Here is a 22,560-nt window from a genome sequence, read left to right on the forward strand (position 1 = left end):
CGTCGCGCCGCCCACCACGACAGAGGCGACGCGTTCGGCCGCACCCACGAAACGGGGAAACTCAGCCTGCCGCAGCGAGGACCAAGGGAAGCACCTGTTCGCTGCCTGCCTGTTGGAGCAGGCGGGCGGCGACTGCGAGGGTCCAGCCGGAGTCGGTGTAGTCGTCCACGAGGAGGACGGGACCCGGAGAGCCGGCCAGGGCACCAGCCAGTTCCTCGGGGACGGCGAAGGCACTGGAGAGCGCCCTGAGGCGTTGAGCGGAGTTGCTGCGACGCGCCGCATGCACGCCGCTCGGCCCGGTGTAGGCCAGGGTGCCCAAAAAGGGGAGGCGGCCGATGGCCGCGATTCCCTGGGCCAGAGACCCCACCAGTTGGGGGCGGGCCAGGGACGGCACAGCGACGACGCCCACCGGCCGGGCAACAGCGTCCGGAACATTCGCCGCCCAGCCGCCCGGGGAACGCGCCCAATCGGCGAGGACCGCCACCGCGGCCCGCAGGACATCATCGGGCACTGGCCCGTCGGGCGCGTTCTCAGCCAGCAGCGGGCGCAGCCGGTTGCCCCAGCCGATGTCCGAGAGCCGCCCCAGAGCGCGCCCGGTGGAGCACTGCTCCTTGGCAGGGATACGCCCCTTGAGTTCGATACCCAGTGCGGGCATCCCCGTCGGCCACATCCGGCGCGGCTCGACCTCCACCCCCGGTCGGTCCAGTTCCTTCACCGCCCCCGTCAGCGTCTCCGCCGAAACCGAGGAATCTGCCCAGGCTCCCGCGCAGTTGTCGCAACGGCCGCACGGGATCGCACCCTCGTCGTCCAGCTGCCGGCGCAGGAACTCCATCCGGCACTGGGACGTGCTCACGTAGTCGCGCATGGCCTGCTGCTCGGCCGCCCGCTGCCGGGCGACCCAGGCGTAGCGCTCGGAGTCGTAGACCCACGGCTCGCCAGTGGAGATCCAGCCGCCCTTCACCCGCTTGACGGCCCCATCGACGTCCAGCACCTTCAGCATCGTCTCCAGACGGGTACGCCGAAGATCCACCGCCGCCTCCAGGGCCGGCACGGACAGCGGCCGTCCCGCACCGGCGAGCGCCGAGAGGGTCTGGCGGACCTGCGCCTCGGGCGGGAAGGCCGTGTCGGCGAAGTAGCGCCAGATGGCCTCGTCCTCCCTGCCCGGCAGCAGCAGCACGTCGGCATGGGCCACACCGCGACCCGCACGCCCCACCTGCTGGTAGTACGCGATCGGCGAGGACGGCGAGCCGAGATGGACCACGAAGCCCAGGTCCGGCTTGTCGAAGCCCATGCCCAGCGCCGAAGTCGCGACCAGCGCCTTGACCCGGTTCTCCTGCAGGTCGACCTCGGCCTGCAGCCGGTCGGCGTTCTCCGTGCGCCCTGTGTAGGAAGCCACCCGGAAACCGCGCTGCCGCAGGAAGGCGGTGGCCTCCTCGGCTGCGGCGACGGTGAGGGCGTAGATGATTCCGGAGCCCGGCAGCTCGTCCAGGTGCTCGGCGAGCCAGGCCAGGCGGTGGGCGGCGTCCGGCAGCTGGACCACGCCCAGCCGCAGGCTTTCCCGCTCCAGCGGGCCCCGCAGCACCAGGGCCTCGCCGGCACCGGTACCCAGCTGCTCGGCCACATCAGCGGTGACCCGCGCGTTCGCGGTCGCAGTGGTCGCCAGCACCGGCACGCCGGGGGCAAGCTCAGTGAGCATCGCCCGCAGCCTGCGGTAGTCGGGGCGGAAGTCGTGCCCCCAGTCGGAGATGCAGTGCGCCTCGTCGACCACCAGCAGGCCGGTCGTGGCCGCCAGCTTGGGCAGCACCTGATCGCGGAAGTCAACAGAATTAAGGCGTTCCGGACTTACGAGGAGAACATCGGTCTCGCCGCGCTCGACCTCCTCGTAGATCGTGTCCCACTCCTCCGGGTTGGCCGAGTTGATGGTGCGCGCCCGGATACCGGCCCGCGCCGCCGACTCGACCTGGTTGCGCATCAGCGCCAACAGCGGCGAAACGATCACCGTCGGCCCCGAGCCACGTCGGCGCAGCAGAGCGGTGGCCACGAAGTACACCGCCGACTTCCCCCAGCCGGTGCGCTGCACCACCAGGGCACGCCGGCGCTCCTCCACCAGAGCCGCCACCGCCTGCCACTGGTCCTCCCGCAGCCGCGCCGAACCCCCCGGGTCACCGACGAGCTCAGCGAGGATGGCGTCGGCTTCAGTGCGGAGCTCCAGGTTGTCCATGCCCCCATGCAACCCGATGGCAACGACAAAGGGCCACCTCACCCAGCGTGACCAGCAGTTCGCGAACGGTCCATCGACCACGCACCGATGGGGACGGCCAAGGCCAAGCGTTCGGCCACGATTGTCCTCGAACAGCACGTTTGCGCAGATCAGATCCCCGATTCGCCCGGATTCACATGCTTCCCGGTTCTCCGGCCTGGAGCCCTCAACGACCCGGACTTCCGGCGACCAGGTGCTGTGCGGCGCCCGGCAGGTGCTGCCGCTGATACTCGCCGCGCAATGCCGACCGGGCGGCCACGCGGCCGCACTCGTTCGACTCCTCCGCACCGCACGCGGTCGAACGTGCCGTCCGCTGCCGTCTCTCGCATCGCCGGGTGAAACACGGGGTAGGGATATAAGTCACACACTGCCGCATACAGGTCGGTGGCCCCAATTGCTCGTTGCCGCATCCAAGTTCGACAGGAAGAATTGAAGTCCGCTCCCCGCACGGCTCGTCCGTGATCAGGTAGGGCTCTGCTGCGGTGTGCGCTCCCCCGAATCCGACCCGCCCGCAGTGTGGGCGCGTAGCCGAAGGGAGGACCGTGACCTTCGGATTCGCTCCGTCCTCGGCAGCATCGTTGTCGACATCCACGTCCGCCGCTTCCGCCAGCCGCATGCTCGAACCCGCGGAGTGGGCCGCCGCCGGGATCCCGCTGCTGCGCAACCCCCGGGAGGTCGTCAGCGGCCTCCACACCCGGCACCGTCCCAAGCCCGAGACGGCGATCGTGGCTGTGCTCGACCCGGACGAACGAGTGCGGGCAAGCGCCTCGTTCGCTCGCCGCTCGACTCCGGCGGACGGTTGGATGTTCCGCAATGCGCTGCTCGCCCAGCTGCGCCGGGTCATCCCGCACGACCTGCGGCGCCGCACCCCGGTGCGCACCGCCGTGCTGCTTTACTGCCGTGAGGGCGACGCGCGCTGGACGGAGGAGGACGGCGCGTGGATGTGGGGGCTGCGTGACGCCTGCACGCTGCACGGGCTGCGCTGCGGGGCATACATCACGCTGACCCACGACGGCTGGCAGGTCCTCGGCGAGGGCCGCGGCGGCCGTCGCCCCAATGCCGACTCGGCACCGGAGCCCTTCGCGATATCCGAGGCGCCACCGCTGCTGCCCCGCACCGGCGGCGCCGCCTCGGAGGTCCTGCGCCGCGCCGCCGCCCGCTGAAGGTCGCCGACGGGGCTCCACGCCGGAGGGCACGCGTCCCGTCGTACGTCGGTCAAGACCCCCGTCGGCAGCCCCGCCCGGCGTCACCGTGCCGCGACGTCACTGCCGACGCGATTCGTACGACCCTCCAGACGCCGAGTGCCCGCAAACGGCCGGGCCACCGCACACCGGAACGCCCCTTGGGACAGGAAACTGCGGCACGGCAACTGCCTCCCGGCGCCGGCAGCGGCGTCGACGGAGATCGCGGACCGGGGCGGAGGCACGCGCACTGCGCGTGCCCACGGCCGTCCGGGCGTGCCGAAATGCCCACTGTGCGGGTGCCGTCGCAACAGCACCTCCGTCACTCCCGGCATCCGCCGGGACCGGCGGAACCGGCTCAGACGCCCGCGCCCAGCACCGAGTTGATCTGCTGCGGGTCGCCGCAGACGATCAGCAGGGCACCGGCCTTGGCATGGGCGAGCGACAGGGCGGTGGCGGCAGCGGCGGCGGGGCCGCCGTTGACGGCGACCACGACCACGGGACGGGATCCGGCACGGCCCGCGATGGCGGCGTCGGCGTAGAAGACGTCGTCGCGCGCGTCGTCCTGCGCCCAATAGGAGGCTTCACCGAAGGACAGCTCGTGAGCGGCCCAGGGGTGCGGATCGCCGGTGGTGACCACAAGAACGTCACCGGGGACGCGACCCGAGTCCAGGAGCAGGTCCACGGCCTCCTCGGCAGCGTCGAGCGCACCCTCGGCCGAGGCCGGGATCAGCTGGAGCTGCGGAGTCACCGCGGCGGTAGGGGCAGGGGCAGCCGGGCCCGACGGTTCGTGCTTGGCGGCCACGTCGCGTGGCGTGCGTTGCACCGGCGGCGCGGGCCGGAGGGGACCGGGACGACCGGGTCGCGACGGAGCCGCGGGGCGGGGGCCGGGTACAGGGCGGGGGGTCGGCGCGGTACGGCCACTGGCCGGAGTGGCGCGGGGACCCTGGGCACTCTCGTGAATCTGAGGCTCCTCGGGAATGAGAGGCATGAGCTGTTTTTTATCAAACGTTGGTGCGGCTCGCGCCAGGGGGTGGCACATCAGCGCGAGCGGAATCGTCAGAAGTCGAAGCCGAGCTGACCCTCGATCTCCGGAACGCGTCCGTCCGCCCAGTTGCGGGCCTTCTTGAGATGCCGCCACTGGGGCAGCGCATCAAGATACGCCCACGACAACCGGTGGTAGGGGGTGGGGCCCCACTCCTCCAGTGCGGCCTTGTGCACGGGTGACGGATACCCGGCGTTGTCCGCAAAACGGAAGTGTGCATGGTCGATACCCAGTTCGGCCATCATTTTGTCGCGCTGAACCTTGGCGATCACCGAGGCCGCCGCAACCGCCACGCACGACCGGTCGCCCTTGATGACCGTTCGGACCATCCAGGGAGTGCCGAGGTAGTCGTGCTTCCCGTCGAGGATCACCGCGTCGGGGCGGACCGGCAGGGCATCGAGGGCACGCACCGCCGCGAGCCGCAGCGCCGCCGTCATCCCCAGATCGTCGATCTCCTCCGGTGACGAGTGCCCCAGGGCGTACGACGTCACCCACTTCCGGAGTTCCAGGGCGAGTTCGGTGCGTCGTTTGACGGTGAGCAGCTTCGAGTCGGTGAGCCCTTGCGGGGGCCGGCGCAGTCCGGTGACCGCCGCGCAGACGGTGACGGGACCGGCCCAGGCACCGCGCCCCACCTCGTCGACACCGGCAATGACCTTCGCTCCGGTCGTGGCGCGAAGGGAGCGCTCGACGGTGTGAGTAGGCGGTTCGTACGGCATGGCGCCCTTAGGGTACGCCGCCGGGATCCCGGTACGACACCCCGGTTGGCCCGAGCGCCCTCACGGCCGCCGCGAACCGCGCTCAGATACCGTTCGGACGCAGCAGCGGCAACATCAACTGGTCGATCATCTCCTCGACGTCCTGGTCGACCCATTCGCTTGCGCACATCTTTGCGCGATACATCATCATCGCCGGGATGGCATCGAGGACGTAACCGCTTGTCGCGTCGGACCGCACCTCACCTCTCCGGATACCACGCTCGATGACCTCCCTCAGGAGCCTTATGGTCGGCTCCACGACCCCCTCGATGATCACTGCATGGAAGCGTTCAGCCTGGGTATGGTCGCATTCGTGAATCACTGAGCGCAGCGCGAAGCCGGGACGCGAGAACATCGCGTCGCGCGCCTGCCGGCACAGCTCGAGCAGGTCCGCGCGCACACTCCCCAGATCGGGCGCCGCGTCCAGGCGCGGCAGTCCGGCCTGCAGCGCATCCGCGACCAGATCCTCCTTCGTCGGCCAGCGCCGGTAGACCGCGGCCTTGCCCGTCTGGGCGCCGGCGGCGACTCCTTCCATCGTGAGGCAGTTCCAGCCGACCGTGCCGAGCTGCTCCAGCGCGGCATCGAGGATCGCGCGTTCGAGCACGGCGCCACGCCGGCGCAAGGAGGCGGTCCGAGCGGGGGCGTCCGTCCAGCGCGAAGTAACCATCTGAGCATCTCCAGCGTGCAAGGGGAGGGGATTTTCCGGGGATGGGGGACACGCCACGCGGCACGAAGGGGGACACGCCGAGCGACAGAGCGTTAAGTGAACGCTTGCGTTCACTACTGGGGACTCACTACCGTTGACGCGACAGTGAACGCGAGCGTTCACTAAGGCACTTGTGGGGGACCCATAGTGACAACCTCTCAGTTAATTCAGAACCAGAAGCCAGGAGCGGCTCGCCGGGAGGGACATCCCGGCATAGCACTCACCGTCATCGCTGCCTGCCAACTCATGGTGGTACTCGACGCGACGATTGTGAACATCGCTCTCCCGCACATTCAAGACGCGCTCGAATTCAGCACAACCGATCTCACCTGGGTGGTCAGCGCCTACACGCTCACCTTCGGCGGTCTGCTGCTGCTCGGTGCCCGAGCCGGTGACATCCTGGGACGCCGCCGGGTGTTCATGACCGGCATACTGCTCTTCACCTTCGCCTCGCTGCTGGGCGGACTCGCCCAAGAACCCTGGCAGTTGCTCGCGGCCCGCGCCCTGCAGGGCGTGGGTGGCGCGATCGCGTCGCCCACCTCGCTGGCGCTCATCACCACCACCTTCCCGGAGGGCCCGGAGCGGAACCGGGCCTTCGGCGTCTTCGCCGCGGTGTCCGCGGGAGGCGGGGCCATCGGTCTGCTCGCGGGCGGCATGCTCACCGAGTGGCTCGACTGGCGCTGGGTGCTCTTCGTCAACGTGCCGATCGGTGTGCTGATCGCCGTGCTGACGCCGATCTACATCAGCGAGTCCGAGCGGCATCCCGGACGCTTCGACATCGCGGGCGCGCTGACCTCGACGGCGGGGATGGCGTCCCTGGTATACGGCTTCATCCGCGCTGCCGAGGAGGGCTGGCGGGACGGTCTTGCCCGCGGTTCCTTCGCCGCCGCGGTGGTGCTGCTGCTGGCCTTCGTGTTCATCGAGCGGCGGGCCAAGGAGCCGATCACTCCGCTGCGGATGTTCGCGGACCGCAACCGCTCGGGCACGTATGTGATCATGCTGAGCCTGGCAGCGGCGATGTTCGGCATGTTCTTCTACATCGTGCTGTTCGTGCAGAACGTCCTGGGCTACAGCCCCATCAAGGCGGGCGTCGCCTTCCTGCCCGTTACGGTCGCGATCGCGGTCGGCGCAGGTCTGTCGCAGCGCTTCCTGCCGCTGCTCGGCCCCAAGCCGTTCCTGGTCACCGGCTCCGCGCTCGTGGCGATCGGACTCGTCTGGCAGACCTTCATCAGTCCCGACAGTTCCTACGCGGGCGGGGTGCTGGGCCCCATGCTGGTGTTCGGCTTCGGTATGGGCCTGAACTTCGTCACGGTGACGGTCACCGCGGTCTCCGGGGTCGCCCAGCACGAGGCGGGCGCTGCGTCCGGGCTGCTCAACGCCACACAACAGGTGGGCGGATCGCTCGGCCTGTCCATCCTGACGACGGTGTTCGGCACGGCCAGCAAGGACGAGGCGGAGAAGCAACTGCCGAAGTTCCTCGCCAATGGATCGGCTGAGCAGAAGGCGGAGTTCGCCAGGACGCACCAACTGCCCGCCCCTTGGGGCCACGAGGTGCTCGCCCAGGGCATCTCCACCGCCTTCGTCCCGGCAGCGGCCATGGCCCTGCTCGCCCTGGTGACCGCCTGGCTGGTGATCCGGGTCCGCAAGAGCGATCTGGAGGCTCTGGCGGGAACGGCAGGCCCCGTGGCCGGCTGATCCGGCCGGGTCCGCGAAAGACCACGGGTGACCGGGCCGCGCCCGAGGAACCGACGGCTTGAACGACGGCCCGGTCACCCGCACCGCACGCACAGTCGACGAGAACATCCTGCCCACCCCTCCCCGCACCCTGCCCACCCCGCCGCCACTCCCATGCCACTGACCGTGCGCCCCATGTGTCGCACAGCGGATGTCGTGACAACGACCGGGCTGTCACACAGAGTTCCCGGAGAACACGGAGAGTTTTCAGCGACCACGCAGCTTCACTCAGAGGAGTTTCCGGATCCCACCGGGGAAGAGCTTCCGAAGCCGCACCACAGCAGCCGTCGCGCAGGGAACGTGTCAGACGGACGTCGCGACCCAGCCCGGGAGGACCTCCGTCTGCTCCACCCAGCCGGACGGCGGAGCCCCCGCCTTCCCTGCGGCCAGCACCCCGCCCACGATGGCGCAGGTCGTGTCCACGTCCCCACCGACCTGAGCAGTCGTCCAGAACGCCCGTTCGTAGTCGCCCAGCGCCCGCGCGGCCGACCAGAGGGCGAAGGGCACGGTGTCGTGGGCGGTCGTGCGCCGCCCGCAGCCCAGCACGGCCGCGACCGTGGCAGCGTCGCCGTAGTCCAGCATGTCCCGGGCGCGCCGCAGGCCCGCACCGACGGCGCTCTTCGGGACGAGCGCGACAACGCCGTCGAGGAGCGCCTCGGCGCTGGGCGGCCCACCCGGGGCGCCGGCCAGCGCGGCGGCCGCGGCGACGGCCATGGCGCCGACCACTGCCTCACGGTGCTGGTGCGTCGGGTAGGCGGAGATCTCCGCCTGGTGGGTCGCCTGCTCGGGGTCGTCCGCGTAGTAGGCGCCCAAGGGGGCGATCCGCATCGCGGCGCCGTTGCCCCACGACCCCTGTCCGTTGAAGAGCGCGGCGGCCAGTTCGCGCCAGTCGCCCCCTTCCCGGACGAGGCGCAGCAGCCGGTTGACCGCCGGGCCGTACCCTCGGTCGAAGTCGTGATGCTCGGCGAAGGAGAGCGCCAGGGCGTCCTGGTCGACGCGGTGGTGAGCGGCCAGGACGGCGACCACCGAGCAGGCCATCTCCGTGTCGTCCGTCCACTGCCAGGGGCCGGGCGGCAGCTCGCGGTGCTTGAGCAGCGGATAGTTCACCGGCACGAAGAACTGCGAGCCCAGCGCGTCCCCCACCGCCAGTCCGCGCAAGCTCGCCAGGGCGCGGTCCAGGCGCCCGTCGTGTGAGGATTCAGCGGTCATCGCTCTGCCACTCTATCCGGTGATCCCGTACGGCTCCGGATCTCGCCAACGTTCGAACGGCCGGTCCAGCGTGTACCTGCCGTCGTCCCCGAGAACGAGCATGCGCATCTCGGCGTTCCCCGGATTCGACAGCGACTCGAATTCCGCGACCGTCCAGTGGAACCAACGCATGCAGAACAGCCGCATCGCCAGGCCGTGGGTCACCAGGAGCACGTTCGGCGGATGGTCCGGGTCCTCGAAACTGCGGAACAGGCTCTCCAGGAAGCCACCGACCCGGTCGTACACATCGGCACCGGACTCCCCCTGCGGGAAGCGGAAGAAGAAGTGCCCGTACGCATCCCGATAGGCCTTCTGCAGGCGTACGTCGTCGCGGTCCTGCCAGTTTCCCCAGTCCTGCTCGCGCAGCCGGGGCTCCTCACGCGCCCGTATGAGCTCGGGGTCGAGATGGAAGGCCCGGAGGGTCTGGTGGGTACGGCGGTACGGGGAGACGTACACGCTGACGCGCTCGCGGCCGAACACCTCGCGCAGGCGTTTGCCGGTCTCCTCGGCCTGCCACCACCCCCGTTCGGTCAGGGCCAGTGCGTGGTCGGGCTCACGCTCGTAGACGGTGTCATCAACATTGCCCGTTGACTCGCCGTGCCGGACAAGGACGATGCGCCGTGGTCGTGCCATGCCGAAACCCTAGATCGAATGAGGGCTCACCGAGCACTTGTACGGCTTCCATACGGCGTAGGTCACACAGATCCCGCGCCACGGGCCACAGGGCACACGATGAACCACGCCGAAAATCACACCGTCCAGCTCGGTTCCATCTCCACGATGTCCCCGGTGAGTGAGGCGACGTCCGCCTCGGTCTGGGCCCGCAGGGCGAGCCGCTCCACCCGCTCGGTGCGGTATTTGCCGTGTTCCGCCTCCGAGTGCCACATGGAGAGCACCAGGAACTCGTGCCCCGGCGCCTCACCGAACAGCCCGCGGATCATCCCGGGGGAGCCTGCCATCGCGGGATTCCACACCTTCTCCTGCATGAGGGTGAAGTGCTCGGCGCGCTCCTCGTGGGCGCGGCAGAGGGCCACCCGGATCAGGTCGGCCTCCGTGAAGCGCGGCTCGAAGCCGGTCTTCACGTCGAAGCGGTGGTCGAACAGCTTGACCTGGATGTCCTTGAACGTGCCGGCCTGAGCCGCCGCCAGCCGGTCGTGGGAGCGGGCCATGAAGGAGTCGTAGAAGGCGCGGCTTTCCCAGAACGCGAACACATGCGCCACCGAGGGCCGCCTCCTGCTCCAGCCCCCGCCCTGTCCCCGAAACCCCGGCTCCCCCAGAAGCCCCGCCCACTTTCGCTGCCCCCGCTCGAAGCCGCGGCGGTCCACCACGGTGCAGCGAATCCACTTGACCAGCACCGCGCCATCGTACGGCCCGGAGAGTGGCACCCGTCACTGTCCGGCCGAGAGCAGCCGCGCGATCGCCACGCGCGCGTGGCAGGATGGACAATCCGCCCTGCCGAACCGGCAGTTCGGTCCGAGGGCATTCGGGGACACGGGGAAGGGGAGTCCGGTGAACGGCCTCAGCAAAGGCATCCGCAAGGTCGAAGTCGCGCTGAAGTGGGACCCGAGTCCCACGGGGGAGTCGCCCACCGACCTGGACATAGTCGCCGCGACCTATGTCGCGGACGATCCCCACGGCGCCCCCGCCTACGTCGTGCACTTCGACAGCCGCTCCCCCGACGGCACGATCTACCTCAACCGGGACAGCAAGGACGGCAAGGGTTTCGGCTGGGACGAGGTCATGACGCTGGAGCTCGACCGACTCGACGGCCGGTACGCGCGCGTGGTGGTCGGCGTCGTCATACAGCAGCGCTCCGCACGCCGGACCTTCGACGGCGTCCGCAACCCGGGGCTGCGCATCCGCGAGGGCTACACGGTCCTGACCGACGACGACTTCGCCGGCGTCCTCGGCGCCACGGCGGCGACGGTCGCGGAGTTCGTCCGCGACTCCTCCGCAGGGTGGACCTTCCACCCCGGTCTCGAGGGCTTCGAGGACGATCCCGCGACCTTCACCAGGACCATGGGCCGGGCATAACGGCCCTGTTTTTCACCCCGTGTAAGGGGCGACGATCGCGAGTGTGTCTGCCAGGGCTTCCAGGACCTGTTCCCGGTGGGTGACCGGGCGGGGCGGCTCGTCGGTGTTACGGGTGCGCACACCGCGGTCGGCCAGCACATAGAGCATACGCAGCGTCCGCACGGTGTTGGACACCCAGGCGGGCACCGGTCCCGGCTCACCTGTGCGAAAGGCCTCGGCAACCGGTTCCAGCCATGCCACGGACCGCGCTGCGGTGAGTTCTTGACCGCTCAGGATCCGGGCGAGCGCGTACGCGATGCGGTCGTCCTCCATGGCGTCGAAGAGGTGGTCGGTGGGGGCAAGCAGCCGGTCGACCGCCAACTGGGCCAGCCGCAGCGGGTCCTGGCCCGGATGTCGGGCCAGGGCGGCCAGCAGGTCGGCCCCGTGCGCTGCGGCATGCAGCCAGCCGAGGGCAGGATCGTACCCACGGAGGTCCCGCTCGGCCGGGTACCAGTCGGCGAAGGGCCGCCACCACGCCGCACGCCAGTCCCCCGCCTCCACGATCCGCGCCAGGATCAGCGGGGCGAAGGTACGGGCCTGCGGTACGGGATCGGTGAAGTACACGGCCATGCGGTCGCCGAGTTGATGCCGCTCTGCCGGGTCGAGGTCCGGTATCCAGCGCACGGCCGTGACGTAGGCCCGGTCGTCGCGCACCACAGGATCCGGTGAGCGGAGGTCGGTGACGAGCGCGTCCAGGGCCGCGGCGCGGGGCGCCCCCGAGAGCCCGCCGATCTCACCGTCGTACAACTGCCTTGTGGTCATGATCGGAGGCTACGGGGGTCCGGCGCCGGTTCGGGCACCGACGAGAAAAGGGGGCGCCGACCCGCGCCGACCCGCGTCGACGCCGGCGAACGGCTCCCCGCTACGAGGAAGGGGTTTGTCCGGCATCGGGCGATGTGGCCGGAGCCCCGCCGACGAGCGCCTGGCTGGTGCATGGAGTGCGACATTCACGCATCACAGACGCCAAGGGCGGTGGCGCCGTAGAAACGGCTCCACCGCCCTGACCAGGGAAAATCACCCGCGGGTTGTGCCCGGAATCAGCTGCAGCCGCTGGTCGAGCCGCAGCCCTCGCAGATGTAGCAGGAGCCGGCCCGCTGCATCTTCGTACCGCAGGAGAAGCACAGCGGGGCGTCGGCCTGGATGCCCAGCTGCATCTCCACCAGTTCGGCACTGGTGTGGGCCTGCCTCGGGGCGGGCTTGACCTCCTCGACCTGGGCCTTCGGCGTGGCGACGGCCTTCAGGTCCGTCTGACGGGGCGCCGACTGGGCCAGGCCCTCGACGTCGACCTCCTCCTCGGTCGGCTCGTAGGAGCCGGTCTCGAGGTGACGCTGGCGCTCCTCGGCGGAGTGGATGCCGAGCGCCGAGCGCGTCTCGAAGGGCAGGAAGTCCAGCGCCAAGCGGCGGAAGATGTAGTCGACGATCGACTGCGCCATCCGCACGTCCGGGTCGTCCGTCATGCCGGCCGGCTCGAAGCGCATGTTCGTGAACTTCGAGACGTACGTCTCCAGCGGCACGCCGTACTGGAGACCGACGGAGACGGCGATGGAGAAGGCGTCCATCATGCCGGCAAGGGTGGAGCCCTGCTTGGACATCTTCAGGAAGACCTCGCCGAGACCGTCGTCCGGGTAGGAGTTGGCGGTCATGTAGCCCTCGGCGCCGCCGACGGTGAAGGACGTCGTGATGCCGGGACGGCCCTTGGGGAGGCGCTTGCGGACGGGACGGTACTCGACGACCTTCTCGACCGCGGTACGGATGGTCTCCTCGGCCTTCGCCGTGACCTCGGCCTTCTCCTTCTCCTTGGTCTTCGCGGAGAGCGGCTGGCCGACCTTGCAGTTGTCGCGGTAGATGGCGAGCGCCTTGACGCCCATCTTCCAGGCCTCGAAGTAGACCTCTTCGACGTCCTCGACGGTGGCGGTCTCCGGGAGGTTGACCGTCTTGGAGAGGGCGCCCGAGATCCACGGCTGGATCGCGGCCATCATGCGGACGTGGCCCATCGCGGAGATGGAGCGCTCGCCCATGGCGCAGTCGAAGACCTCGTAGTGCTCGTGCTTGAGGCCCGGGGCGTCGATCACATTGCCGTGCTCGGCGATGTGGGCGACGATCGCCTCGATCTGCTCCTCCTGGTAGCCCAGGCGGCGCAGGGCCTGCGGGACGGTGCCGTTGACGATCTGCATCGAGCCGCCGCCGACCAGCTTCTTGAACTTGACCAGGGCGAGGTCGGGCTCGAGGCCGGTGGTGTCGCAGGACATCGCGAGACCGATGGTGCCGGTCGGAGCGATGACGGACGCCTGGGAGTTACGGAAACCGTTCTGCTCACCGAGGCGCACGACGTCCTGCCAGGCCTCCGTGGCGGCGGCCCAGATCGGGGTGTCCAGGTCGTCCATGCGGACGGCCTTGCCGTTGGCGTCGGCGTGCTGCTTCATGACGCGCTTGTGGGCGTCGGCGTTGCGGGCGTAGCCGTCGTACGGGCCGACGACCGCGGCGAGTTCGGCGGAGCGGCGGTACGACGTACCGGTCATCAGAGAGGTGATCGCGCCGGCGAGGGCACGGCCGCCGTCGGAGTCGTACGCGTGACCGGTCGCCATCAGCAGGGCGCCGAGGTTGGCGTAGCCGATGCCGAGCTGGCGGAACGCGCGCGTGTTCTCGCCGATCTTCTGGGTCGGGAAGTCCGCGAAGCAGATGGAGATGTCCATCGCGGTGATGACGAGCTCGACGACCTTGGCGAAGCGCTCGGCGTCGAAGGACTGGTGGCCCTTGCCGTCGTCCTTCAGGAACTTCATCAGGTTCAGCGAGGCGAGGTTGCAGGACGTGTTGTCCAGGTGCATGTACTCGCTGCACGGGTTCGAGCCGTTGATGCGGCCGGACTCCGGGCACGTGTGCCAGTGGTTGATCGTGTCGTCGTACTGGATGCCCGGGTCGGCGCAGGCCCAGGCGGCCTCGGCCATCTTGCGGAACAGTGCCTTGGCGTCGACCTCCTCGATGACCTCCCCGGTCATACGGGCGCGCAGGCCGAACTTCTCGCCGTTCTCGACGGCCTTCATGAACTCGTCGTTCACGCGGACCGAGTTGTTGGCGTTCTGGTACTGGACGGAGGTGATGTCATCGCCACCGAGGTCCATGTCGAAGCCCGCGTCGCGCAGGGCGCGGATCTTCTCCTCCTCCTTGACCTTGGTCTCGATGAAGTCCTCGATGTCGGGGTGGTCGACGTCGAGGATGACCATCTTGGCCGCACGGCGGGTGGCGCCACCGGACTTGATCGTGCCGGCGGAGGCGTCGGCGCCGCGCATGAACGACACCGGACCGGAGGCGTTGCCGCCGGAGGAGAGCAGCTCCTTGGAGGAGCGGATGCGGGAGAGGTTCAGGCCGGCGCCGGAGCCGCCCTTGAAGATCATGCCCTCTTCCTTGTACCAGTCGAGGATCGACTCCATGGAGTCGTCGACGGCCAGGATGAAGCAGGCGGAGACCTGCTGGGGCTGCGGGGTGCCCACGTTGAACCAGACGGGGCTGTTGAAGCTGAAGATCTGGTGCAGGAGGGCGTACGCCAGCTCGTGCTCGAAGATCTCGGCGTCGGCGGGCGAGGCGAAGTACTTGTAGTCCTCGCCGGCCTTCCGGTACGTCTTCACGATGCGGTCGATCAGCTGCTTGAGGCCGGTCTCGCGCTGCGGAGTGCCCACGGCACCCCGGAAGTACTTGCTGGTGACGATGTTGACCGCGTTCACCGACCAGAAGTCGGGGAACTCGACGCCACGCTGCTCGAAGTTGATCGAGCCGTCGCGCCAGTTGGTCATGACGACGTCACGGCGCTCCCAGGCCACCTCGTCGTACGGGTGCACGCCAGGGGTGGTGTGGATGCGCTCGATACGCAGTCCCTTGTTCGCCTTGGTGCCCTTGGCGCGGGAACTCCGTGCCGGACCGCTCGCCGTCTCTGTCATGCCGCCTCCCTGTACGGGCAAAAACGCCCTGAAGTGCCCCGATGTTCCCGTGGCACGGTGTTCTGTCTGGTGTTGCGGGCACCCTCACGCTGCCGCCCACAACAGGTCTTCGATCGCCGCCGCCCGGCCGGATCCGGTGTCTCCGTCCGACTCCGGCCCGCCGGTCAGTCGGCGGCGTGGGCGGGCTCGGGGACTTGGGCAGTCCCTCCGGGCCCGCGATGTTCTTCCTGGCTCCCCGCGACCACGCCTGCACCGTTCTCGCGGTCATCGCGGTCGTCGTCGTCCGCGGCGGGGTGTCCCGTCTCTTCCCTGAGCTCCGCGATCGCTGCCTCGAAGTCCTCGAGCGAGTCGAACGCCCGGTAGACGGACGCGAACCGCAGATAGGCCACGAGGTCGAGCTCCTGCAACGGGCCGAGTATGGCCAGCCCCACGTCGTGGGTGGTCAGCTCGGCACTGCCGGTGGCCCGCACCGCCTCCTCGACCCGCTGGCCGAGCTGCGCGAGTGCGTCCTCGGTGACAGGCCGCCCCTGGCACGCCTTGCGCACGCCGTTGATGACCTTGGTGCGGCTGAAAGGCTCGGTGACTCCGGACCGCTTCACCACCATGAGTGAGCACGTCTCCACGGTCGTGAAACGACGGGAGCAGTCAGGGCACTGGCGGCGCCTACGGATCGACGTACCGTCGTCGGTCGTACGACTGTCGACGACGCGACTGTCGGGGTGCCTGCAGAAGGGGCAGTGCATGGACTCCCAACCCTCCTCACAGCAGACTCAATAGCCTCGAAAGACCTCTCAGGCCCCTCGAAGCAGCCCCAAGCATAGGCGATCGCCGAGGGCTCGAAGACCGGGGGACCACAACTTCTGGGCTGCAACTGGAATCCAACCACTAGATGTGGTGATTGACTCATACACGCACACCGATCCCGCGTGTCGCACGAGGATCGGCATGTGCCGGGCGCCGGCACCACCGAGCCGAGCAGCGGGAGCCTCTCCGACACGCGGATGCGCGGCCACCATGGGTGCGCGGCCGTATCGTTTCAGCACTTACGGAGATACCGTGGGCGCCACACGGAGGACACGTGGGACTCGCGCGCAGAGCGCGGGCGGTTCACGGTGGACGCGACTCCGGATGGCAGACTGGGGCGACAACCCAAGAGGTCATCGGCCCCGGCGGTGAAGGGTATAACAATGGGCCCTTTTGTCCGCCACGCAGCACGTTAGCTATACACCCAGACACATGATCGCGACAGGCAATCCGCGATTTTTCACTCGAACGTGTGTTTGGCGCAACCTTTCGAAAGCAACTACCGTTGTCCAGCAGGGAGACCATCGAGAGGGGCCGACGTGACCACCACCGCAGACAGTGCCACCATCACTGCCCAGGACCGCTCCCAGGGCCGACTCGAGCCGGTGCATGCGATGAACGAAGCCGTGAACCCCGAGGGGCACAAGCGCTCCCTGCCGGGCCGACCTCCAGGGATCCGGGCAGACAGCTCGGGACTCACCGACCGGCAACGCCGGGTGATCGAGGTCATCAGGGACTCCGTGCAGCGGCGCGGCTATCCGCCGTCGATGCGGGAGATCGGCCAGGCGGTCGGCCTCTCCAGCACCTCCTCGGTCGCGCACCAGCTCATGGCGCTGGAGCGCAAGGGCTTCCTGCGCCGCGATCCGCATCGCCCGCGGGCGTACGAGGTCCGCGGCTCCGACCAGGCCGCGTCCGTGCAGCCCACGGACACGGCAGGCAAGCCCGCCGCGTCGTACGTCCCACTGGTCGGCCGCATCGCCGCCGGCGGCCCGATCCTCGCCGAGGAGTCCGTCGAGGACGTCTTCCCGCTTCCCCGGCAGCTGGTCGGCGACGGTGAGCTGTTCGTCCTGAAGGTCGTCGGCGACTCGATGATCGAGGCCGCGATCTGCGACGGCGACTGGGTCACCGTCCGCCGCCAGCCCGTCGCCGAGAACGGCGACATCGTCGCCGCGATGCTTGACGGCGAAGCCACCGTCAAGCGCTTCAAGCGCGAGGACGGCCACGTCTGGCTCCTCCCGCACAACGCGGCGTACGAGCCGATCCCCGGCGACGACGCGACCATTCTCGGCAAGGTGGTGGCCGTTCTGCGCCGCGTCTGAGCACAACAGCGGGAAGGCCTCACCGACCCGCCGCCTGACTGGGCCCCGGGACCCCTGCGCCGGTTCCGGGGCCCTGTGTTGTGCGGGTTCCGTCCAGATAGCCGCTGCTTGCATGTCGTGGGTCGGCCCATCGTTGCGTCGCAACGGGCCAACCCACGACCATCACGTCGCTTCCGCCTGCTTCGCCATCGCGTCAATGGCCGTCAGCGACTTCCGAACCTGGTTACGGTCCGTGGTGTACCAGAAGTCGGGCAGTGACGCCTTCAGATAGCTTCCGTAGCGCGCCGTGGCCAGTCGCTGATCCAGTACGGCGACCACACCGCGATCCCCCGATGCCCGTACGAGGCGGCCGGCGCCCTGGGCCATGAGCAGCGCCGCGTGCGTGGCCGCGACCGCCATGAAGCCGTTGCCGCCGGCGTCCTCCACCGCCTTCTGGCGGGCACTCATCAGGGGGTCGTCCGGGCGCGGAAACGGGATCTTGTCCATGACGACCAGCTGGCAGCTGGGACCGGGCACGTCGACGCCCTGCCACAGGGACAGCGTGCCGAAGAGGCACGTCCTGGGATCCGCCGCGAAGTTCTTGATCAACTCACCGAGGGTCTCCTCGCCCTGGAGGAGGATCGGGAACTCGGGGATCCGGCTGCGCAGTTCCTCGGCGGCCAGCTGGGCCGCGCGCATGGAGGAGAAGAGACCGAGCGTGCGGCCGCCGGCCGCCCGAATCAGGTCGGTCAGCTCGTCGAGCATGTCCGCGCGGTCGCCGTCCCGCGCGGGGCGCGACAGGTGCTTGGCGACATAGAGGATGCCCTGCTTGGGATAGTCGAACGGGGAGCCGACGTCGACGCCCTTCCACTGCGGGACGTCCTCGTCCTCCGCACCCACCGTGCCCTCGGGAGCGAGGCCCAGGGAGGCACCCACGCCATTGAAGTCGCCACCCAGCTTCAGCGTCGCGGAGGTCAGGACCACCGAGCGGTCCGCGAAGAGCTTCTCCCTCAGCAGGCCGGACACGGACATGGGGGCGACGCGCAGGGAGGCACCGAAGCGGTCGTGGCGCTCATACCAGACGACGTCCCACTCGGAGCCGTTCACGATCCGCTCCGCCACATCGTGCACGGTCTCCACGGAGGCCAGCGCCTGCTTGCGGACCGCGTCCTCGTCCTGGACGGACTTGTCGCGGGTCGCGCCGATGGCGGAGATGACGGTGCGGGCGGCGTCCCGTAGCGCCATCAGCGCGTAACCGAGATCCTCCGGGACCTCTTCCAAGCGGCCGGGCAGCGCCAGCTCCATCAGCCGCTCGAAGCCCTCGGCGGCGGTCTGGAGCTGGTCGGCCGCCTTCTCGTTGACCAGCTTGGCGGCGCGGCGGACCGCGCGGTTGACCTGGCCCGGAGTGAGCTCGCCGGTGGCCACCCCGGTAACCCGCGAGACCAGCTCGTGCGCCTCGTCGACGATCAGTACCTCATGCTGCGGAAGGACCGGCGCCCCTTCGATGGCGTCGATCGCGAGCAGCGCGTGGTTGGTGACGACGACCTCGGCCAGCTTGGCCCGCTCACGGGCCATCTCGGCGAAGCACTCCGCGCCGTACGCACACTTCGACGCGCCCAGGCACTCCCGGGAGGAGACCGACACCTGGCCCCAGGCCCGGTCGGAGACACCGGGGGTCAGGTCGTCACGGTCGCCGGACTCCGTCTCGTCCGCCCAGTCCCGCAGGCGCAGCAGGTCCTGGCCCAGCTTGCTGGTGGGGGCGGCGGCCTCGAACTGGTCGAAGAGGCCCTCCTCCTCGTCCTGCGGAACGCCCTCGTGCAGGCGGTGCAGACACAGGTAGTTCGACCTGCCCTTGAGCATCGCGAATTCCGGTCGGCGGCGCAGCAGCGGGTGCAGCGCGTCGACCGTACGCGGCAGATCTCGCTCCACGAGCTGACGCTGAAGGGCCAGGGTGGCGGTCGCGACGACGACACGCTCCCCGTGCGCGAGCGCGGGCACGAGATAGCCGAGCGACTTTCCGGTGCCGGTGCCGGCCTGGACCAGCAGATGGGAACCGTCGTCGATCGCCGCCGCGACGGCTTCGGCCATGGTCACCTGGCCAGGGCGCTCCGTACCGCCGACAGCAGTGACGGCAGCGTGCAGGAGTTCGGGGAGTGAGGACTTCGTCATAGCCCGACCACCCTACGGCTCGGCACTGACAAACGGGTGATCAAGCAGGGAATCGAGGTGGGGGTGGAAGTGGGTGCTGAAGTGGGAGCGGAGCTGAGAGCTGGAGCTGTGGGCGAAGTCAAGGTGCGGGGCTTCTTGGGTCGGGGGCGGAGAGGGGGAGAGAGGGCGGTTGGGAGCGGTGGCGGGAGGCGGTGATGAGAAACGCGGGGCGTCCGGGAGCAGACGGGGGCGCGGCGCCGGGCGGGAAATCGGTGGGAACCGGATCGGCGCGAGCGGTGTACCAGAAGTGACGGCGCGACTGCAGGGCGTCACAGCAGATCACGTCGGTTCCGGTCCCGGATCATGAGGGCGGCCCGTTTGGCGGGCAGGTCGACCTCGGCGGAGAGCCGGAAGCCGGCGCTCAGGAAGGCGGCGACGGAGGGGGTGTTGCGAAGGTCGGGTTCTGCTACGACGCGGGCACAGGCAGGGCGCTTGTCGAGCGCGAGGTCGGCGACGGCTCTGAGCAGGGTGCTGCCGAGCCCTCGTCCACGGTCGGTGACTGCGCCGATGAGGAGGTGGATTCCGGTGTCGTGAGGTCGCGCGGGGTAGTACCGGGCGAGCGGGTCGAGGTCCGCTCGGTAGACCTCCCAGTAACTCATCGGCGTGCCCTCCAGCAGGCCAAGGCAGGGGACACTGCGTCCATCGCCGGCGAGCTGGGCAAGGACGTGATCCTCGGTCGCGGTCCTGGGCCCGGCCAGGTGCCAGAACGCCGCGACGGCGGGGTCGTTCATCCATCCGCCGATGAGCGCAAGGTCCTGGTCGACACGGACGGGGACGAGGTGGAACTCACCGGCGCGGGTGACGATCGGACCCCAGTCGGCGACGCCGTCGAGCAGGTCGTCGCCGGATGCCGCGTAGAGGCCGTCTCGTGCCGTGCCGCCGACCGTATTCGGGCTCCGTTCCCGGTCGGCTTCGGTCTCCTGCTGCGCGATGAGGGCGAGGAGCTCATGGGGTAGACGCAGCTCCAGCGTGTCCTCGCTGTCCTCGCCGCGAGCCGTGTCGGCGTCGCTCCCGGCCGGGCCGGGGCACGGGTCGGGGCCGATGTCCGCGACGGGGACGGTACCAGCGTCGGTGGGAGGCACGGCGACGCTCCTCTCAAGGGTTGGGGCGGGGCATGTTCCTCAGCAATGAAGGGAGTTGGTGATGGTCAGTAGTGCAGGGGGTTGGCGATGGTGACGTAGACGGACTGGGTGTCCACCGGGCCGACGAGTTCGTCGAGGCCGTGGAGTCGGGTGAGCAGATTGGCCTTGCAGCGCAGCACGGGGGAGTCGAGCAGGCGGGTGGGCAAAGAGGTGCGCAGTCGGGCAGGACCGGAGGCGGCGGAGTCGAGGAAACGACGGAAGGCGGCAAGCAGCAGCTGTTCGTCGGCAAGGCCCTGTGATCCGAACGCACCGATGAGGCCGAAGACGTTGTTGATGGCGAGGTAGTACGCGAAGCGCTCGTCGGTGACCTCGTCGGAGACGAAGGTTTCGCTGTTCTCGCCGATGCCGGGCAGTCGGGCATCGAGTTCCGCGCGCCGGGACTCGCGGAAGTAGTAGCCCTGGTTGTCGCGGTATCGGCCGCCCGCGGGCCAGCCGTCGCCGTCCAGCAGGAGCAGCGTGTTCTGCTGGTGTGCCTCCAGGGCGATTCCCGCTTCGCCGTCCAGCCACAGCACGGGACGGACGACCTGCTCGAGGTAGCGCAGGAACCACTCGGCGGCGACGGCTCCATGGGGACGGCCGGTCTGCTCGGCGAGGCGCGTGACGACCTCGGCCAGCCGGGACCGCAGGGCTGACCTGTCGGCCGCCTGGTGGTCCGAGCCCGTCGCAGATCGGTCGTCGTGGGGCCGGGGCGAGACGAGTCCGGCGATGCAGGAGACGTCGTTCCAGGGGGCGAACGGGTTGTGCCTGATCACCACGTCGAGTCCGGGCACGGGGTCGCCGTCCCGGCCGTCGACAGCGAGCCAGGCCGGGTCACGGACGATGTCGAAGCCCGGGTGCGCGGCCTGCCACTGCTTGGACAGGCCTGTACGCAGCAGGCGGTGGACCTCGACGCCACGGTGGAGCTCCTTGCGGAGGTTCTCACGACGGGAGTTGGTGATGCGCAGACCCAAGGACAGTTTGAGCATGGCGGGAGCACCGGACCGGTGGACGGTTCGTACCGAAGAGGTGGGGTGCCATGGGAAGCCGTGCGGCCCCAGATCCTGGAGAAGGCCGGCCTCGAACAGGGCCGCGGTCTCGGGCCGGTGACGGACTTCGCGGGACTGCCAGGGATGCAGCGGCAGGGCTGCGTGGCCGTCGGGCAACGGCAGTCCGGTTCCGGCGAGCCGTGCGGTGAGGGCGGCGGCTGAGACAGGACGGCCGCGCTCGGTCCATGCCGAGTCGGTGGCGAGTACGGAGGGTGCGACAGCCAACCAGTGGAGGGGGTAGGAGCCGCGCAACTCGGGTGAGTACAGCCGGGCTTCGGACTCGGAGAGACCCTCGCGGCTCTTCGGGGTCGGGTGCAGCGGGTGACCCAGCAAGAGCGCCTGTTCGGCAGCGAGGAAGAGGTCGGCGTCATCGGCGGGATGTTGCCTGCGCTCGCTGACGAACGTGGCGGTTCGGCGGACGGAGTCGGCGACGCGGGCGACCAGGTCGGCACCGTTGCCGGCCGTGTCGGCGGTACCGGCCGCGGCACCGGCTCGGTTTCCGGTGCCGCTGCCGGTGACCGGGTCGGCGGGCGTGACAGCGGGCGCGCCGACGGATGCGCCGGCCGAGGGCCGGGGCGCTCCGGGCGTCTCGCGGGTGAGCAACGCGGCGATCGTGACCGCGTCGGCAGGTGGGGACTGGTCGGGCGCGTCGGCCAGGCGCGGGAGGCCGAAGCGGTGCCAGCCCGTCGGGGACCAGTAGCGGACGGGGGCGAGCAGGGCGGTGGCGCTGGCGGAAAGCGGGATACGGAGGGTGCCGTCATCCGGGGCGGGGAGGCCGGACTCGCGTACCCAGCAGCGGAGCAGGTTCTCGACAGCGGCGGCCTGGGCAGCGGTGTGCGGGTCGGGGTGCTCCAGGAGGTCGCCGACGGTACTGGACTGCCGCTCGGCGTCCCGGGCTCCTTCCGCCTCCAGGGCTGCTTCCTGCTGCCGGGGGACTGGAGCCGGGGCGGAAGCGGGCTCGGCCTGTGAATCGGAGAAGTCCGGCGTGGAGGTGGGAGTGGTGTTCAAGACAGTTCCTCATCGGATGGTTCTGGCTTGTGCGGCGGCGACGAACCGGGGCTGTGGCGCAGACCTGCGGGCGTGGCGCTCAGTGGTTCCAGGCCATGAGCGGAGCGGGTCGCGGTGGGCCACAGTTCTGGGGCGGCTCGG

17 protein-coding genes are annotated in these 22,560 nt (G+C 69.6%); 4 read left to right on the plus strand and 13 right to left on the minus strand.

Going from position 1 to position 22,560, the window contains the following annotated elements:
* Positions 1-61: 61 nt before the first annotated feature.
* Positions 62-2,221 (minus strand): RecQ family ATP-dependent DNA helicase, encoded by a 2,160-nt coding sequence (locus ACFY16_RS15675; RefSeq protein ID WP_390647656.1) that lies wholly within the window; start codon positions 2,219-2,221, stop codon positions 62-64.
* Positions 2,222-2,802: 581 nt separating this feature from the next.
* Between ACFY16_RS15675 and ACFY16_RS15680 the strand changes: the two genes are divergently transcribed.
* Positions 2,803-3,423 (plus strand): hypothetical protein, encoded by a 621-nt coding sequence (locus ACFY16_RS15680; RefSeq protein ID WP_390647657.1) that lies wholly within the window; start codon positions 2,803-2,805, stop codon positions 3,421-3,423.
* Positions 3,424-3,799: 376 nt separating this feature from the next.
* On the opposite strand, the gene ACFY16_RS15685 is transcribed toward ACFY16_RS15680, so the two are convergent.
* The 3 genes from ACFY16_RS15685 to ACFY16_RS15695 form a co-directional block, all read right to left on the minus strand.
* Entirely contained in the window at positions 3,800-4,432 is a 633-nt protein-coding gene (locus tag ACFY16_RS15685; RefSeq protein WP_390647658.1) for a hypothetical protein, read from the minus strand.
* Between the two features lie 68 nt (positions 4,433-4,500).
* Positions 4,501-5,202 (minus strand): ribonuclease HII, encoded by a 702-nt coding sequence (locus tag ACFY16_RS15690; RefSeq protein ID WP_390647659.1) that lies wholly within the window; start codon positions 5,200-5,202, stop codon positions 4,501-4,503.
* 82 nt (positions 5,203-5,284) lie between these two features.
* Complete coding sequence (locus tag ACFY16_RS15695) at positions 5,285-5,908, minus strand: TetR/AcrR family transcriptional regulator (protein WP_390647660.1); 624 nt, start codon at positions 5,906-5,908, stop codon at positions 5,285-5,287.
* 186 nt (positions 5,909-6,094) lie between these two features.
* Here ACFY16_RS15695 and ACFY16_RS15700 point away from each other — a divergent pair, with 186 nt between their 5' ends.
* The gene (locus ACFY16_RS15700) at positions 6,095-7,642 is read left to right on the plus strand and encodes an MFS transporter (RefSeq protein ID WP_390647661.1); all 1,548 of its coding nucleotides are present in this window, start codon (positions 6,095-6,097) and stop codon (positions 7,640-7,642) included.
* A 342-nt stretch (positions 7,643-7,984) separates the two neighbouring features.
* On the opposite strand, the gene ACFY16_RS15705 is transcribed toward ACFY16_RS15700, so the two are convergent.
* From ACFY16_RS15705 to ACFY16_RS15715, 3 genes are all read right to left on the minus strand, one after another.
* Positions 7,985-8,890, minus strand: a complete 906-nt coding sequence (locus tag ACFY16_RS15705) for an ADP-ribosylglycohydrolase family protein (protein WP_390647662.1) — start codon at positions 8,888-8,890, stop codon at positions 7,985-7,987.
* A gap of 12 nt (positions 8,891-8,902) precedes the next feature.
* Positions 8,903-9,562 (minus strand): histidine phosphatase family protein, encoded by a 660-nt coding sequence (locus ACFY16_RS15710; RefSeq protein ID WP_351152847.1) that lies wholly within the window; start codon positions 9,560-9,562, stop codon positions 8,903-8,905.
* A gap of 116 nt (positions 9,563-9,678) precedes the next feature.
* Positions 9,679-10,284: a YdbC family protein gene (locus tag ACFY16_RS15715; RefSeq protein WP_390647663.1), complete on the minus strand. Its 606-nt coding sequence runs from the start codon at positions 10,282-10,284 to the stop codon at positions 9,679-9,681.
* 154 nt (positions 10,285-10,438) lie between these two features.
* On the opposite strand from ACFY16_RS15715, the gene ACFY16_RS15720 reads away from it, so the two are divergent.
* On the plus strand, positions 10,439-10,963 hold the full coding sequence (locus ACFY16_RS15720; RefSeq protein ID WP_390647664.1) for a TerD family protein: 525 nt from the start codon (positions 10,439-10,441) through the stop codon (positions 10,961-10,963).
* A gap of 12 nt (positions 10,964-10,975) precedes the next feature.
* Here ACFY16_RS15720 and ACFY16_RS15725 read toward each other — a convergent pair whose 3' ends face one another.
* The 3 genes from ACFY16_RS15725 to nrdR all read right to left on the minus strand — a co-directional run bounded on the left by ACFY16_RS15725 (position 10,976) and on the right by nrdR (position 15,677).
* A complete protein-coding gene (locus ACFY16_RS15725; RefSeq protein ID WP_390647665.1) occupies positions 10,976-11,764 on the minus strand; it encodes a DUF2785 domain-containing protein in 789 nt (262 codons plus the stop codon).
* A gap of 275 nt (positions 11,765-12,039) precedes the next feature.
* Positions 12,040-14,934 carry a vitamin B12-dependent ribonucleotide reductase gene (locus tag ACFY16_RS15730; RefSeq protein ID WP_390647666.1) on the minus strand — a complete coding sequence of 965 codons (2,895 nt, stop codon included), beginning with the start codon at positions 14,932-14,934 and terminating at the stop codon, positions 12,040-12,042.
* Positions 14,935-15,098: 164 nt separating this feature from the next.
* On the minus strand, positions 15,099-15,677 hold the full coding sequence (nrdR, locus tag ACFY16_RS15735) for a transcriptional regulator NrdR (protein ID WP_390647667.1): 579 nt from the start codon (positions 15,675-15,677) through the stop codon (positions 15,099-15,101).
* Between the two features lie 600 nt (positions 15,678-16,277).
* Between nrdR and lexA the strand changes: the two genes are divergently transcribed.
* On the plus strand, positions 16,278-17,057 hold the full coding sequence (gene lexA / locus ACFY16_RS15740) for a transcriptional repressor LexA (protein WP_059198553.1): 780 nt from the start codon (positions 16,278-16,280) through the stop codon (positions 17,055-17,057).
* Positions 17,058-17,219: 162 nt separating this feature from the next.
* On the opposite strand, the gene ACFY16_RS15745 is transcribed toward lexA, so the two are convergent.
* The 3 genes from ACFY16_RS15745 to ACFY16_RS15755 form a co-directional block, all read right to left on the minus strand.
* Positions 17,220-19,205, minus strand: coding sequence for an ATP-dependent DNA helicase (locus ACFY16_RS15745; protein ID WP_390647668.1), 1,986 nt, complete (start codon positions 19,203-19,205; stop codon positions 17,220-17,222).
* Positions 19,206-19,513: 308 nt separating this feature from the next.
* The gene (locus ACFY16_RS15750; RefSeq protein ID WP_390647669.1) at positions 19,514-20,326 is read right to left on the minus strand and encodes a GNAT family N-acetyltransferase; all 813 of its coding nucleotides are present in this window, start codon (positions 20,324-20,326) and stop codon (positions 19,514-19,516) included.
* A 65-nt stretch (positions 20,327-20,391) separates the two neighbouring features.
* Positions 20,392-22,419, minus strand: coding sequence for an IucA/IucC family protein (locus tag ACFY16_RS15755; protein ID WP_390647670.1), 2,028 nt, complete (start codon positions 22,417-22,419; stop codon positions 20,392-20,394).
* Positions 22,420-22,560 lie beyond the last annotated feature (141 nt).

Source organism: Streptomyces sp. NPDC001315 (assembly GCF_042896175.1).
Taxonomy (GTDB): domain Bacteria; phylum Actinomycetota; class Actinomycetes; order Streptomycetales; family Streptomycetaceae; genus Streptomyces.

What these genes read in the sequence shown, in the direction of transcription:
- ACFY16_RS15695 (WP_390647660.1), bottom strand. Translation starts at nt 5,908, where the DNA reads ATGGTTACTTCGCGCTGGACGGACGCCCCCGCTCGGACCGCCTCCTTG.
- ACFY16_RS15710 (WP_351152847.1), bottom strand. Translation starts at nt 9,562, where the DNA reads ATGGCACGACCACGGCGCATCGTCCTTGTCCGGCACGGCGAGTCAACG.
- nrdR (WP_390647667.1), bottom strand. Translation starts at nt 15,677, where the DNA reads ATGCACTGCCCCTTCTGCAGGCACCCCGACAGTCGCGTCGTCGACAGT.
- ACFY16_RS15690 (WP_390647659.1), bottom strand. Translation starts at nt 5,202, where the DNA reads ATGCCGTACGAACCGCCTACTCACACCGTCGAGCGCTCCCTTCGCGCC.
- ACFY16_RS15725 (WP_390647665.1), bottom strand. Translation starts at nt 11,764, where the DNA reads ATGACCACAAGGCAGTTGTACGACGGTGAGATCGGCGGGCTCTCGGGG.
- ACFY16_RS15675 (WP_390647656.1), bottom strand. Translation starts at nt 2,221, where the DNA reads ATGGACAACCTGGAGCTCCGCACTGAAGCCGACGCCATCCTCGCTGAG.
- ACFY16_RS15745 (WP_390647668.1), bottom strand. Translation starts at nt 19,205, where the DNA reads ATGACGAAGTCCTCACTCCCCGAACTCCTGCACGCTGCCGTCACTGCT.
- ACFY16_RS15705 (WP_390647662.1), bottom strand. Translation starts at nt 8,890, where the DNA reads ATGACCGCTGAATCCTCACACGACGGGCGCCTGGACCGCGCCCTGGCG.
- ACFY16_RS15685 (WP_390647658.1), bottom strand. Translation starts at nt 4,432, where the DNA reads ATGCCTCTCATTCCCGAGGAGCCTCAGATTCACGAGAGTGCCCAGGGT.
- ACFY16_RS15730 (WP_390647666.1), bottom strand. Translation starts at nt 14,934, where the DNA reads ATGACAGAGACGGCGAGCGGTCCGGCACGGAGTTCCCGCGCCAAGGGC.